This is a genomic window from Aureimonas populi (assembly GCF_017815515.1).
Taxonomy (GTDB): domain Bacteria; phylum Pseudomonadota; class Alphaproteobacteria; order Rhizobiales; family Rhizobiaceae; genus Aureimonas; species Aureimonas populi.
In genome coordinates this window covers 2765071-2780150 of record NZ_CP072611.1, presented here as the reverse complement: position 1 = coordinate 2780150, position 15080 = coordinate 2765071, and the positions used below count along the sequence as shown (strand labels likewise).

General features: G+C 64.8%; 11 protein-coding genes. 8 read left to right on the top strand and 3 right to left on the bottom strand.

From position 1 onward, the window contains the following. Window positions 1–5 precede the first annotated feature (5 nt). From J7654_RS13050 to J7654_RS13015, 8 genes are all read left to right on the top strand, one after another. Window positions 6–632, top strand: coding sequence for a DUF2460 domain-containing protein (locus tag J7654_RS13050; RefSeq protein WP_209736333.1), 627 nt, complete (start codon window positions 6–8; stop codon window positions 630–632). Further along, entirely contained in the window at window positions 629–1513 is an 885-nt protein-coding gene (locus tag J7654_RS13045; RefSeq protein WP_209736332.1) for a DUF2163 domain-containing protein, read from the top strand. Before J7654_RS13050 ends, J7654_RS13045 begins: the two co-directional genes overlap by 4 nt. Continuing rightward, window positions 1510–1944, top strand: a complete 435-nt coding sequence (locus tag J7654_RS13040) for an NlpC/P60 family protein (protein ID WP_209736331.1) — start codon at window positions 1510–1512, stop codon at window positions 1942–1944. Before J7654_RS13045 ends, J7654_RS13040 begins: the two co-directional genes overlap by 4 nt. 9 nt (window positions 1945–1953) lie before the next feature. Beyond that, a complete protein-coding gene (locus J7654_RS13035; protein WP_209736330.1) occupies window positions 1954–5919 on the top strand; it encodes a baseplate multidomain protein megatron in 3966 nt (1321 codons plus the stop codon). 8 nt (window positions 5920–5927) lie between these two features. After that, window positions 5928–7004 carry a DUF2793 domain-containing protein gene (locus tag J7654_RS13030; protein WP_209736329.1) on the top strand — a complete coding sequence of 359 codons (1077 nt, stop codon included), beginning with the start codon at window positions 5928–5930 and terminating at the stop codon, window positions 7002–7004. Between the two features lie 55 nt (window positions 7005–7059). Further along, window positions 7060–7314, top strand: a complete 255-nt coding sequence (locus tag J7654_RS13025) for a DUF6127 family protein (RefSeq protein WP_377946422.1) — start codon at window positions 7060–7062, stop codon at window positions 7312–7314. A 71-nt stretch (window positions 7315–7385) separates the two neighbouring features. Next, entirely contained in the window at window positions 7386–8060 is a 675-nt protein-coding gene (locus J7654_RS13020) for a YcbK family protein (protein ID WP_209736327.1), read from the top strand. Beyond that, a complete protein-coding gene (locus J7654_RS13015; RefSeq protein WP_209736326.1) occupies window positions 8057–8314 on the top strand; it encodes a hypothetical protein in 258 nt (85 codons plus the stop codon). Before J7654_RS13020 ends, J7654_RS13015 begins: the two co-directional genes overlap by 4 nt. Window positions 8315–8489: 175 nt before the next feature. Here the strand turns inward: J7654_RS13015 and drmC are convergent, their stop codons facing one another. The 3 genes from drmC to drmA are packed head-to-tail and all read right to left on the bottom strand — an operon-like array spanning window position 8490 to window position 15078. Further along, window positions 8490–9239, bottom strand: coding sequence for a DISARM system phospholipase D-like protein DrmC (gene drmC / locus J7654_RS13010; RefSeq protein WP_209736325.1), 750 nt, complete (start codon window positions 9237–9239; stop codon window positions 8490–8492). 11 nt (window positions 9240–9250) lie between these two features. Next, the gene (gene drmB, locus J7654_RS13005; protein WP_209736324.1) at window positions 9251–11092 is read right to left on the bottom strand and encodes a DUF1998 domain-containing protein; all 1842 of its coding nucleotides are present in this window, start codon (window positions 11090–11092) and stop codon (window positions 9251–9253) included. Next, on the bottom strand, window positions 11089–15078 hold the full coding sequence (drmA, locus tag J7654_RS13000; RefSeq protein WP_209736323.1) for a DISARM system helicase DrmA: 3990 nt from the start codon (window positions 15076–15078) through the stop codon (window positions 11089–11091). The genes drmB and drmA overlap by 4 nt, the downstream gene beginning before the upstream one ends. Between the last annotated feature and the right edge of the window lie 2 nt (window positions 15079–15080).

Here is a 15080-nt window from a genome sequence, read left to right as displayed (position 1 = left end):
TCGCCATGGCTTTCCACGAAGTCCGGTTCCCGGACGACATCAGCCGTGGTGCGCGTGGCGGACCGGAGCGGCGCACCCAGATCGTGGAACTGGCCTCGGGCGACGAGGAACGCAACGCCAGCTGGGCGAACAGTCGGCGGCGGTATGATGTCGCCTACGGTATCCGTCGTGCCGACGATCTCGCGGCAGTGGTCGCCTTCTTCGAGGCGAGGAACGGCCGCCTTCACGGCTTCCGCTTCAAGGACTGGGCCGACTTCAAGTCCTGCCTGCCGTCGCAGACGCCGGGCGCAACCGACCAGCAGGTGGGCATCGGCGACGGCACGACGACGCAGTTCCGGCTCGCGAAGCGCTACACCTCCGGCGCGCAGTCCTGGACACGCAGCATCGCCAAGCCGGTCACGGGCAGCGTGCGTGTCGCACTGGCGGGCGTCGAGCAGGTGTCGGGCTGGTTGGTCGATACCACGACCGGCTTCGTCACCTTCGGTTCCGCACCCGGTGCAGGCATCGCCATCACGGCGGGCTTCGCGTTCGATGTGCCCGTCCGCTTCGACACCGACGCGCTCGACGTCACCCTCGACCTCGAACGCCTCGGTTCGATCACCTCCATTCCTCTCGTGGAACTGCGTCGATGAAATCCCTCTCGCCCGCATTTCAGGCCCATCTCGACGAAGGCACGACGACGCTCGCCTGGTGCTGGCGGATCGTGCGTGCGGACGGCGCAACTTTCGGCTTCACCGACCATGACCGGACGCTCACCTTCGACGGCACCGACTTCGAGCCCGAGAGCGGGCTGACGGCATCGGAGGTTCGCTCCGGCTCGGACCTATCCGTCGATGCACAGGACGCCGAGGGCGTGCTGACCTCCGACCGGATAACCGAGACCGACATCCTCGACGGTCGCTGGGACAATGCCCAGGTCGAGGTCTGGCGGGTGAACTGGAGCGATCCGGCGCAGCGCGTGCTGATGCGTCGCGGGGCGATCGGCCAGATCCGGCGGGGACGGCTCGCCTTCGTCGCAGAGGTCCGATCGCTCGCGCATGTCCTCGGACAGACGGTCGGCCGGACCTTCCAGGCGACCTGCGACGCGGCGCTCGGTGACGGACGTTGCGGTGTCGATCTGGACGCATCGACCTTCAGGGGAACGGGCGCGGTCATCGACCTGCTGCGTGACCGGACGTTCACGGCGTCCGGCCTCAACGGCTTTGCCGCGGGCTGGTTCACCTTCGGCACGGTCGAATGGACCAGCGGCGCCAATGCCGGGCGGCGGGCAGAGATCGTCGCGCATGACCTGACCGACGGTATCGCCGTGCTGACGCTGCTCGAAGCACCGGTGCGAGCTATCGCTGAGGGTGACGGTTTCACCATCCGCGCGGGCTGTGACAAGCGCATGGAGACCTGTGGCGCGAAGTTCGCCAATGTCGCCAACTTCCGGGGCTTTCCGCATATCCCCGGCCAGGATGCCGTTCTCCGCTACGCGACGAAGGACGGCGGGCACGACGGGAGCGTGCTGTGAAGGCCGCCGATCCGAACGCGGTGATCGCGGCGGCGCGATCCTGGCTCGGCACGCCCTACCACGATCAAGCCAGCCTGCGCGGCGTGGGCTGCGACTGCCTTGGTCTCGCCCGTGGTGTCTGGCGCGAGATCGTCGGCCCCGAGCCGTTCCCGATCCCGCCCTACAGCCGCGACTGGGGCGAGACCGGCCCGCGCGAGGTTCTGGCCGAGGGCGCGCGGCGCATGATGATCGAAGTGGAACCTGCGGCAGCCGACCCCGGCGCGCTGGTCCTCTTCCGGATGAAGCCCCGCGCCATTGCCAAGCATGTCGGGATCCTCACCGGGCCCGGCACCTTCCTCCACGCCTACGAGCGGCTCGGCGTGATCGAGGAGCCTCTCACCTCCGTCTGGCGACGGCGCATCGCCTTCGCCTTCCTGTTCCCGCAACGCTGAGATTTCCTGATGGCCACCCTCGTTCTCGGCGTCGCCGGCGCCGCCATTGGCGGCAGCATCGGCGGCGCGATCCTCGGTGTCAGCGCCGCGACCATCGGCGGTTTCATCGGCTCCAGCATCGGTTCGGTCGTCGACAGCTGGATCATCTCCTCGCTCGCGCCCACCCAGCGTATCGAGGGCGCGCGTCTCGACACGCTGCGCATCACCTCCTCGACGGAGGGCGCCGTCATCCCGCGCCTCTATGGCCGTATGCGGATGGGCGGCAACATCATCTGGGCGACCGATTTCCGGGAGGAGATCAAGACCACCACACAGGGCGGCGGCAAGGGTGGCGGAGGTGGCAAGGTCAGGACCACGGAATATCTCTACTATGCGAGCTTCGCGGTCGCGCTCTGCGAGGGGCCGATCACCGGCATCGGCCGCATCTGGGCCGACGGCAAGCCGATGGACCTCTCCAGGGTCACCTGGCGCTGGTATCCCGGCGACGAGGCGCAGGGGGCTGACCCGTTCATCGCGGCGAAGATGGGGGCGCCGAACACGCCCGCCTATCGCGGCACGGCCTATGTCGTCTTCGAGGAGCTGCCGCTCTCCAGCTATGGCAACCGCCTGCCGCAGCTCTCCTTCGAGGTGTTCCGGCCGCTTGCCGATCCCGACACCGCCGAGGGACTGACCCGCGCGGTCACCATGATCCCGGCCTCGGGCGAGTTCACCTACGCGACGCAGGCCATCCGCAAGACCGATGGCGGCGCGACGGTGTCTGAGAACCTGAACGCCCTACCGGACGCCACCGACATGGTGGTTGCACTCGACCGGCTTCAGGCCATGGCCCCTGCGGTCGAGAGCGTCAGCCTCGTCGTCGCCTGGTTCGGCGACGATCTGCGCGCCGGATCCTGCAAGGTGCGGCCGGGCGTCGAGGTGGCCTCCAAGTCGACCACGCCTCTGTCCTGGTCGGTCAACGGCGTCAGCCGCGCCAATGCCTTCCTTGTCAGCCGCGACGATCAGGATCGTCCGGTCTATGGCGGCACGCCGTCCGACTTCGCCGTCGTGCAGGCGATCCAGGAGATGAAGGCGCGCGGGCTGCGCATCACCTTCTATCCCTTCATCCTGATGGATGTGCCGCCCGGCAACTCGCTGCCGAACCCGTATTCCGACAACGCCGTCGGGACCGGCCAGCCCGCATTCCCCTGGCGGGGACGGATCACCTGTTCCCCCGCGGCGGGATATGCGGGATCGGTCGACAAGACAGCGACAGCCAGTGCGCAGGTTTCGGCGCTGTTCGGCGCGGCCACGCCTGCGAATTTCAGCGTCTCGGGCCAGTCGATCATCTGGACCGGCGCACCGGGCGACTGGGGTCTGCGGCGGATGGTGCTGCATTACGCCCATCTCTGCGCGGCCGCAGGCGGGGTGGACGCCTTCCTGATCGGAACCGAGATGCCGGGGCTCACCACCATCCGCTCGGGCGCGTCCACCTATCCGGCCGTGCAGGCCTATCGGGGTCTGGCAGCCGATGTCCGGGCCATCCTCGGGGCTGGCACGAAGATCGGCTACGCCGCGGACTGGTCGGAGTATTTCGGGCACCAGCCGGGCGATGGCAGCGGCGACGTGTTCTTCCACCTCGATCCGCTCTGGGCCGATCCGGAGATCGATTTCGTCGGCATCGACAACTACATGCCGCTGTCGGACTGGCGGGACGGTTTCGACCATCTCGACGCCGCCGATGCCTGGCCCGCGATCTACGATCGGGCGTATCTGCAGGCGAACATCGCGGGTGGCGAAGGCTTCGACTGGTTCTACGCCAGCGCCGCCGATCGGTCGGCACAGGTGCGAACGCCGATCACCGATGGTGCAGCGGAAAAGCCGTGGGTCTTCCGCTACAAGGATCTGCGCGCCTGGTGGTCGAACCAGCATTTCAATCGCCCCGGCGGGGTGGAGAGCGCGACGCCGACGGCATGGGCGCCGCAGTCGAAGCCGATCCGGTTCACCGAACTCGGCTGTCCGGCCATCGACCGCGGCACCAACCAGCCGAACGTCTTCTTCGATCCGAAGTCGTCCGAGAGCTTCACGCCGTATTTCTCGCGGGGCTGGCGCGACGATGCGATCCAGCGCGCCTATCTCGAGGCAAGCTATCTCTGGTGGGGCAAGGCTGCGAACAACCCGGTCTCCGCCGTCTATGGCGGCCGGATGGTCCATGTCCCGGAATGCGCCGCCTGGACCTGGGATGCACGGCCCTATCCGTTCTTCCCGGCGCTGACCGACGTCTGGACCGACGGCGCGAACTGGCGGCTCGGCCACTGGCTGACCGGACGCCTCGGCGCGGTCTCGCTGGCGGCGCTCGTCCGGCATCTCTGCCTGCGCGCAGGGCTGCCCGAGGACCGGATCGACGTCACAGGCCTCTGGGGCGCGGTCGAAGGCTACGCCATCACGGCTCTCGAAAGCCCGCGCGCGTCCATCACCACGTTGTCGCGGCATTTCGGTTTCGACGCCGTGGAGACCGAAGGGATCATTCGTTTCGTGATGCGTGGCCGGGCGTCGGTCGCCACCATCGCGCCCGACGATCTGGTCTCTACCCGCGAGGGTGACGTACTGGAGCTGACGCGAGGCCAGGAGACCGAACTGCCGCAGGCGCTGAAGTGGCAGCTGGCCCGCGCCGACGAGGATTACGACGCTGCGCTCGTCGAGGCGCGGCGCATCACCGTCGACACGGCGCGGATCACCTCGGAGAGTTTCCCGATGGCGGTTCCGCCGGAAGAGGCGGAACGCCGCTGCCGCCGCGCTCTGCTCGAAGCCTGGACCGGGCGCGAGAGCGCAGCTCTCCGCCTCCCACCCTCTCGGCTGGCTCTCGATCCCGCCGACGTGATCCGGCTCGCCCATGGCGGGCGGCAGATCGAGTTCCGTCTCGTCTCCGTCGCAGATGCCGAGGCGCGCGGAGTGGAAGCGATCCGCCAGGACCGTGCGACCTACGATCTGCCGCCCGGCGATCCGCGTGCGGCCTCGCTGACGCGCCCGGTCGTGTTCGGAGCCCCTGACGCGATATTGATGGACCTGCCGCAACTGACCGAGGATCAGCCGGCGCATCGCCCCTTCGCCGCAGCCCATGCCGTTCCATGGCCCGGCGAGATGGCGGTGTTCCGCAGCGGTTCGTCCGATGGCTTCGAACTGCTGACCACCTTCGGCGGTCGGGCGCGGATCGGCGTCCTGGTTTCGGATTTCTGGCCGGGGCCGACCGCACGCTTCGATCTCGGCAACATGCTGGTGGTAGACCTGCTTTCAGGCACGCTTGAGAGCGTCACGGATCTGGCGCTGTTCGGCGGCGCCAATGCGCTTGCCATCGAGAGCGCACCAGGCATCTGGGAAATCGCGCAGGCGGGTGCGGCCGAGTTGCTGGCGCCCGGCCGGTATCGTCTGACCCGGCTCTTGCGCGGGCAGCGCGGAACGGAAGGCGCCATGGGCAATCCGGCACCCGCTGGCGCGCGGGTTGTGGTGCTGGACGAGAGCCTCGCGTCGTTGCCAATCGCCGAAGCCGATCTCGAGCTTCCCTGGAACTGGCGCATCGGCCCGGCGAGCCGTCCGGTCAGCGACGAGACCTATGTTGCCACGACCTTCACGCCCGAGGGCGTGGGGCTCCGGCCGTTCTCGGTCGCTCATGTCGAGCAGCCATGGCGAAAGCCCAGAGCGTCCGGCGATCTCACGATCCGCTGGATCCGCCGTTCGCGATCCCTCTCGGCCGACAACTGGGGCACCGGCGAGGTGCCGCTCGCCGAGGAGGTCGAAGCCTATGAGGTCGAGATCCTCGACGGCCCGGCCGTCAAGCGAACCTTGGCCGCGGCCAGCACCAGCGTGGTCTACACCGCCACCCAGCAGACCGCCGACCGGGGCGCGCCGCTCGGCTCCGGCGACACGCTGACCATCCGTATCTTCCAGCTCTCCGCCCTGTTTGGGCGGGGTGCGCCCAAGCCCGTCACGCTGACATTCTGAGAACGCCCATGTCCGAAGCCACGCCCCAACTGCTGCTGCCCTACATCCTGGCGGCGCAGGCCCAGAAGCATGTCACCCACAACGAGGCGCTGCGGCTGCTCGACGGTCTCGTGCAGCTCTCCGTCCTCGACCAGGATCTGACCGCGCCGCCCGGCAGCCCCACCGACGGTGACCGCTACATCGTGGCGTCGGGCGCAACCGGGGCGTGGACGGGCTGGGATCTGAATGTCGCGCTCTGGACCGATGGCGCCTGGCTTCGCCTTCCGCCGCGGACCGGCTGGCGGGCATGGGTGGAAGACGAGGGATTGCTGCAGGTCTACGACGGCTCCGTCTGGATCGGCACGACGCCCACCGAGCTGCAGAACACGGCACTGCTCGGTCTCGGAACGACCGCCGATGCGGCCAATCCGTTCTCGGCCAAGCTCAATGCCGCGCTCTGGACTGCCAAGACCGTCGGCGAAGGTGGCACCGGCGATCTCTTCTACACGATGAACAAGGAGGCCGCCGGTCGCGACCTCGGGCTCACCCTCCAGACCGCCTATGTCACCAAGGCGCTGATGGGCCTGTTCGGTTCGGACAGGTTCCGGCTCGCAGTCTCGGCCGACGGCAGCAGCTTCTTCGACGGACTCATCGTCGACAACGCCACCGGCATCGTCGATCAGCCCCGGCTGCCGCGCTTCAAGGGCTATACCAACTACGACAACTATGTCGCCGTCGACACCTGGACGAAGATCGGTATCAACAACACCGACTACAACGACCAGGCTGGTTTTGACGCGGGCAACAACCGCTTCGTCGCTCCCGTTGCCGGCACCTACCTCTTCGGCGCCACGCTGCTCTACAAGGTCAATTCCAGCACCACGGCGCGCATGCGCGGGCGGCTGGTGCTGAACGGCTCGACCGAAATCCGAGGATCGTTCGGCGAGATATCCGGCGCGCACGCCTCCGAGGCGACGGCGCTCTGGCTGCAGACCATGGTGCCGCTCGCCCCGGGCGACACGGTGGAACTTCAGGGCACCTTTCGTGTGGCCGACGGGTATTTCGCTGCCGATCACACGTCCTTCTGGGGCTGCAAGATCGGCTGAGCAGCGGGAGGGAAAAGTGATGACACCACCCCGATCCGATCAGGGTTTTGTGCGCATGCCCGACGCCGAGTTCGAGGCGATCCTGACGCGCGCGGCGGAGGAAGGCGCCAAACGCGCGCTGGCGGATGTCGGCCTCGATGGTGAAGAGGCCGCGCTGGACATCCGGGATCTACGGTCCTTGCTCGATTGCATCCGGCTGGTGCGTCGCACTGCGATGCAGACCGCCGTCCGCATGATCACCACCGGTGTGATGCTGGCGCTGCTGGCAGGTATCGCCATCAAGCTGAAGATCTTCGGCGGCGGGCCGTAGCTCGGCGCCGCCCAATCCATCAAGCCCACCAGACCCGCCCTTGAGGCGGGTTTTTCGTTTCGGAGGACCCCATGACCACGACCTTCTACCGTCACTGGCACGACGTGCCGGCCGCCACCTGGCGCTGGCCGAACTTCAGCCCGGCCGAGATCGCCTGCCGGGGCACCGGCAAGCTGCTGATCAACGAGCCCGCGCTCGACAAGCTCCAGGCGCTGCGCGACCGCCTCGGCAAGCCGCTCATCGTCCGCTCGGCCTATCGCAGCCCCGAGCACAACCGTGCGGTCGGCGGCGCAACCCGCTCGAAGCACCTGGACGGCGCCGCCTTCGACATCGCGATGTCGAACCACGACCCTGCTGCTTTCGAGACGGCGGCGCGAACGGTCGGTTTTCTCGGCTTCGGCTATTATCCGCGGTCGGGATTCATGCACATCGACCTCGGACCTGCCCGCCAGTGGGGCGAGCGCTTCCCAGTGCGGACGACGGCGTTCGCCACGGAAACGCCGCCCGCAAGGGAAGCGCTGGCCGAAAGCCGGACGATGAAGGCCAGCGGTGCGGCCGGTGTGGCGACGCTGGGCGCCGCAGGCGTCGAGGTCGCTCGAGACGTCCTGGCGGAGACCCAGTCCGCAATCCTGCCGCTTGCGCCCTACCTCGACACCTTGCGCTGGGTGTTGATTGCCGTGGCACTCGTCGGAGTCGCCGTCACGATCTACGCCCGCATCGACGACTGGAAGCGGGGGCAGCGATGATAACCACTCTTTTCACCGGGATCGCCGCCAACCCCTGGATACGGGCGGCCCTGCGCTACGGCGCCATCGCACTCGCCATTGTCCTGTTCCTGCTTTCGCTCCGGCGGTCCGGTGAGCGCGCCGGGCGGCTCGCCGAGCGCCTCGAAACATCGGAGAACGCCAATGACGTCCAACGCCAGATGCTGGATGCGGCAACTCGCCGTCCTCGGTCTCGCGACGAGCTTACTGACCGGCTGCGCGACGGTCGGTTCTGAGCCGCGTATCGCCACTATCTGCCCACCGGTGGTCGGATACAGTCACGAGTTCCAGAGGCGCGCGGCGGGTGAACTTCTATTGCTGCCAGATGGATCGGCTATCGCAGAAATGCTGAGCGACTACGCCGTCATGCGGGATCAGGCGAGGGCGTGCCAAGTGTAATGCACACTCCAGCTAAATCTTGCGAATGACCCTTGTTTCGACGAGAGCATGCAAATGCGCGCGCAGGCCCGCAGGAACGTGCCCACCATTGATAACGACGCCTGCCTCCATGTTCTTCTCGAGCGCGTGCCCGGTCAGGTTTGCACTGGTGAGAAAAGCTGAAATTCCATCAGCGACAGCTACCTTAGCGTGAACTCTTCCTTCGGTGAATGGTGCCGGTCGATCTGTCCAGACATACAGTGTTGCCGAAGGCACACAGCTCCGCATCGTGGCGATAGGATCGACAGACAGGCTCCCACCATGGCTCGTGGAGGTTTCCAGCAGAATGCGGATTTCGATGCCGCGAGCAGCCGCAGCGTTCAATGCGCCAACGACCGAGGAGACATCATACGCGACGAAACTGACGAGGAAGAGGTCAGTCTCAGCGTGACGGATGAGATCCAACAGCACCTGCTCTGTGCGACGGGTTGCCACGAAAGGTGTCGTCGGACCCGTCCAGACGAGTTCGACATTACTCTCGCGCTGAGCCTGTTGGCGCGCATATGCCGCGCCAACCAGAATCCCAGCCAACACATCTCCTGAGATCGTCGCCTGTTCCCAGGCGGTAAGCAAACGATCAAGTGCAACGCGAGCGGGTGGTGTGGTTACCAGTAGGTGCAAACTTCTATCTCTATCGGCCGCCGTCGAGCCACGGACGCGATCAGCAAGCGCCTCGATCCTCGGCGGAGACAATAGGGCTACGAGATCCAAGGCGGCGATCAACAACGCTTCCATTAGACGGTCTCGAAGAACGCAGCATCAGGATTTTCCAGCGTGGGCACGACCAAGGAGCGGTCCAGGTGGCGATTTCCCCGCTCACAGGAGGTTTCCGACACGAACGAACAGGCGTGACATGCTGCACCATGCAAAGACTGATCCTTGCTCGGATCATGCTCTGCACAGAGAGGATCGGACGCACAGATGTGGGCGCGTTCCAATGCCTGGCGTAGCAGTCGGCCAAGATTTTCGGGCTTCCCGAGCTCTACCAGTCCTCCCAGAGTTCCATCGGAGTCAGCGGCAGCCGTATATATGAGAAATCCCGCCTGATCCCGGACGTCCTCGACGTCTGCATATATCCGCTCACGAATACTTGCAGCATTGTAGCCGCACTCCAAGGCCAGTTCCCGTATAAGCATGTGTGCAAGAGTATGTAGCATGACGTAGCGGACGCCCGGATAACCTTCGTTCGGGTCGAGGTTTCGTTTGTGACGCCATCCACGATGCCCCTGTCTGAGCCGACCATCGAGCGATTTCACAGCGTCCTTATCCGCCCAGGCCTTCAGAGCATCGGAACTGAAGCGGATGAAAATGCCTTCCCCGTGGACTTGGGTAGCTGGCACCCAATTTGGCGCGGCACGTCCGAGTGGAGCCCGTGGAGCTGCATCGTCTCCTGTGCCTTCGTCCGGCGACTCGACTCTCGTGAATCCGAGAAGTGCATTCACTTCACGAAGGCGTTCCAGCAAGAGAACGCGCGTGATCACCGGATCGAAGCCCGGAGGAATGCCAACTTTCTTGCTCATAAAGTGCGGGTAGTCGGTGGGTGGGCTGTCAGCCGTCAGCACGTCCCATTCGGGACCCTTCAGATCACTCTGTTCGACATTCGGTCCGCCATTGCGATGAGTTTCTATCGCGGCCCAGATTTGCTCGTCGGTGAACTGCTCGATGCCGGGGAGCTGAGCGGTCTTCTTGAGGGTCTTTACTACGAATGCGACCTCGGCCGCTGAACTCACGTCTTCGAAGAAGGTCCAGCCGTCCGCTATCAGTTGGGACAAAGGATTCCCTGTTTGCGGTATTGCGAGAACCGATAGCGTCACCGGGAACCAGCTATTGGTTGCGCCCAGAAGGATTGCGCGAGGCTCCTCGGCGCAGTCGTCCTCGAACCGGTCCACATGTGGGTGACGCCCGCGGCAACCCGGTAGATTGTCTCGACCCGCCTGACCGAAAGCCTGCGCCATGTTCTTCGATGCACCACAGCCATCGCACTTGACCCAAAGGTTCTCGGTCTGAAGCGATGCGCCGCTCTCGAAGAATCGCAACGTTGCTCGGCATGTGCTCGGCCCGCCATGAACGAACCAGTGCCACGGAAAGTCGTCCAAATGGCCGGCGCGACATGCCATGAGGAAGCGGGCTGGAACCGCATCGGCATCCTTGGCCCTTTGATTGTTGTTTGAGCCTCGACAACCCTCATGTACGAAACGCGTCGACTCTGGACGGTACCTGTTCTCTTTCAGCTTGAACAATCCGGCATCATAGGGTGACAGCAAGCCGCATTTCACGCAGCGGAGCCATCTCGGAAAGGGTTTTACGGGGACACCGATCAACGCCGCTGCAGAAAAGGGATCCACGATGTCTCCCTCGCCGATGGGCGGCATGCGGAGTGAATCGACCTGGGGACCGAGTACGCTCCGGACATTGGCCAGCAATCTCGCCTCCTGAATCGGCTGACATCTGTCCTTCTCCCAACGATCAATCCCCATCGTGACGACCGACATGTTCGGCAAGTCGATCAAGGCCCCCGGGCCATAGGTCCAGAGCAGTTGGCTCGGTCGGATTTCTCCTACGGGTGTCCTGCTCATTGCTGATCCTCCTCGGCTCTGATCACCCTCGGTCGCCAAGTCGGATCGCTGGTCGATCGGTCGTCCTCCATCACGAGCCTCACACCGGGCTCGACCTCGCGCATCGACATCGGAACGGTCCAGTCGGTCCAAGGCTTGATTCCGGGTGCTGAGAGGAGCGGGTAAGCGGTGGGACCCGCGCCATGCTTTTGGTAGACGAGCGTGCGACCGCCAACGCTTGCTTCATTCGCCCATTCGTCGGCACGGCTCTTCATTTCGGCTTCGGTCAAAGCCTTTTTCCCAGAATCCTCGGTGACTTCCCAGGTTCGTGCAGCAATGGCCCCAATCGTTTCCAGCATCTCGTTGAGGCTCGGGCTGTTCATGGCGCCAGCCCCATCGTTTGCCGCGAAGGGATCATAGCTATGACGCATGATTGAAAGCATCGCGCCCGTAAGCCCTCGGTCCAACGCACGTGGGGAGAACGGAGTGACGGATTGAGCTTCGACATGCTGGTAGAACGTCGCGTGGTAATGCTCGAATGTCTCGTAATGCGACAGGTCGCGCGGCCGAGCCCAAGTCAGAACGGTCGCTACTAGTCCCGGAGGCGTCCGGCCTACGCGGCTGGTCGCCTGGATGTACTCGGCCGTTCCCTTGGGCTGACCATTGACGACCATCACCCCGAGACGATTCACGTCGACCCCGACGGACAACATGTTGGTCGCGAGGACGGCATCGATCGGTCGGGCCTCTCCTGGTTTCCGGTTGGTCACCCATTTCCCCTGTGCCGGATCGAAAGCCCCTTCGAACGGGACCTCGAGCTGATCGAGGTATCGGGGAATGTCCTGACTGGAGACGCGCGACGTCAATTCGCTGACCTCGTCGACGCGTCGCTGGGAGAGACCCGGTCTGTCCACCAAGCTCATATTGACGCGGAAGGAACGTGTCTGGACGTCGTCTTCCGCCAGCCGTTTCATGCCACCGAGTTCTCGCAGCGAGTTGAAGTAGCCGACGAGCGTCATGTAAGGGTCGGCCACCGGGCCGAACCGATCGAACAGCGCCTGTGCAGCTGTCAAGAACGCTGTATAGGTCCTAATCAGAACCGCAGGGCGCGAACTTCCCGGTGCGCAGACGCCCATGTAGCGCCGCCCGGGTTTCTCGCTGATTGGTCTCTGGACCGAGAAGAAGTTGTCCTCGACGTCCAGTCCCGAGGGCGGGAACACCGATATTCGCCGCATGAAGACGTTGCGCACTTGATCATCGGCTCGCCGGACGGTCGCGGTCGAGGCAACCACCTTGGGACGAACTTTCATATCGCCCAGAACCCAGCTGCTCAGTTCATCGACGGCCGTCTCGTAAAGACCGACCATCGTACCCAACGGGCCGCTGATGAGATGGAATTCGTCCTGAATGATCAGGTCCGGCGGTCTGATGGCGCGAACTGGCCTCACGCTGGCGGCCGGATATGCGCCCCTCGCTCGGTGCCCAGTGCCGCAGTCATGGCTCGGCCAGAGCAGGCCATGGCGTCCGCATTCCTGATCGATACGGCCGAACAGAGTCCGTACCTGAGGGCGCCAGGCCATCATCGCGAACTTGTCGACGGTTGCGATCATCATCGTCGGTGGACGGTGATAGATTTCCTCGTCGACCACCTTCACGGGAAGCCCCGGATGGGGCTGTCCGCTGGATTTCGCCTTCGAGAAATCGCAGCTACCCAGCCTGTCACCGCAATGGATCAGTGTCCTGCCGGCGATCCTGTCGACCTCTATGTCACGACCACCGGAGATCTCCGATCCGCACCAAGGGCAGCTGGTCAGCTGTGCGGGCGAAGCGATGCCCGCTTTGTTGCGGTCATTGTTGCGGATGGCCTCCACAGCCTGGTGAGACGCTTCGGTGGTCCCCGGTGTCACGCGATTTCCGACCCAGAGGCCGAGCGTGAACGGCTCCGTACCCCACGTCTTGTCGTCCGCACGGCGGATGACTTCCATTGCGCAAAGCAGCGTCGTTGCTCTCTGGAACTGCTGCAGCGTCAGCAGTCGCAGCGTGTAGCGCATGATGACGGCGAGACCGCGGGAAGCGTCGAGGCCGCCCAAATCATCCTTGAGGCGGCGCATGGCCATGGCGAAGGCTGCCACACCGAGATAGGCCTCAGTCTTGCCGCCACCGGTCGGGAACCAGAGCAAATCGGCGAACGCCTCGACCGGCTTCGTCCTGTCCGGATGAGCCGGATCAGCGAGCGACGGGATCGACAGCAGCAAGAATGCCAGCTGGAACGGCCGCCACGACCTGTTCTTCGGCACGTCCAACGTGGCCACATCCACGGTCTCGTTTCGCCTGCGCTTCAGAGCGTAGATGCTTCGGACACGCTGCATCGCCATGGACCGATTGGCGAAGCGAAACGCCTCCAGCGCTTTCGGATCCGCAAAGAGTGTGGCCATGCCGTCCCGAAGGCGACGCAGGATCTCCTCGCAGCGTTCTATGACGTCCTTTCCCGGATCATCGAAACCGGTGATCTCGGACCCCAGCCGCGCTTTCTGCTCGTCGATCCAAACGGCGTAGTCGTCGACGAGGCACGAGAGGGCATCGCGCAACGCGTCCGGCGCCATCTCCGCCAGGCGCGTCATATCCAGCCAGCCCTCGTCGACCATGCGCCGCATGGCTGGGCGGTCCCTGGGATCGAGGCCGGGCGTTTCGGTGACGGCGACTTCGTAGCGCGGGATGATCTCGGTTCTGACGCGGTGGGCCTTCGTCGGATCCTCGGGCGTCGTATCGGCGTGCACGGATACGCCATGTCCGACGGCAAATTCCAGTCGATTGCGATAGATGAGTGCGAGCCGATCGCGCTCCGCGTCATCGACCACGACTTCGTTGGACGGTCGACGCCGAAACACAGCCCTGTCGCTCTGCCCCTCGGAGGCCTCCACGCTGATCTCCGGTTGGAACAGCCAGGCGCGGTCCTTGTTGTCGTTGGGCTCCAGCTGGCCGTTCACCAGGAACAGGGTGACGAGCCGCTCCCCCTTGTTGTTCGTCCGCACCGTGCCTTGCAAACGGACATCCGGTTGATCCGGATCGGGTGTCGATGGTTTGATCTGACCGTCGACGAGCGGCAATCGGATCACCCCACCGCAGGGGATTCGCTTCCAGACCCTGACCTTCACCTCTTCTTCACGACCGGTTTCGCGATTCCTGCGGGTCTTCACGATGTCATGCTCGTCGTTGGGGACACGTTCGTAACGCCCCCATCGTGCATCGATGGCCAGCGTCGCGACATCGGGCGCCACGCAAAAGGTGAGGCCCATGCTCGAGGGCACCAGCGACTGATTGTTCGTCGTGTCGATCTCGTCGAGCGCGTCATCCTCCGGCTCTACGCGGCCCGATACGCTCGCGAACTCCGCGCCGGGCTCGTGGAGCGGCGCCGTCCGCTCGTCCTCGAGGTCGCCGCTCTCGTCGGCTGCCGAAGCCGGTTCCACCTGGGGTGCATGGTCGTCGTCCGGCCGCCGTGGCGCCAGCTTGCCGACGAGATAGCGGTCACGTACGCTCATGTCCTTGATCAGTTCGTGGGGGCCGGCGGCCGGGCCGAGCAGATCGTCACGCACGGCCAGTTCGAGAAGCTCGCGGACATAGACGACATCGTCGATCAGCGGCACTGCGCCCGGATCGGCGACGCCGAGGAGCGGCAGAACACGCAAGAAATCGTCCCATGGCAGCCGCGCTGCAGGTCCAGTCGGCACGGTCAGCCCAAGGTCGACGAGCGGGATCGACGGATCCACGGGATGCCAATGGTCGAAGTGAATCGTGGAACCATCAAGGTCCGAGCGGATACGGAGGATGCGGCCGATCCCGGAGACACCGCCGTCATCGTCCAGAATGACGACCCAGTGGCCCTCATCAATCGCGCCATGGGTGGTCGATCCGACATCAATACACACGGAATATCGTGGCGAGTTGGATACCCTCTTGACGATCCAGGCGCTGACTGACGGCTCGGTAGTTGCGGTCAAATCGGCCATGA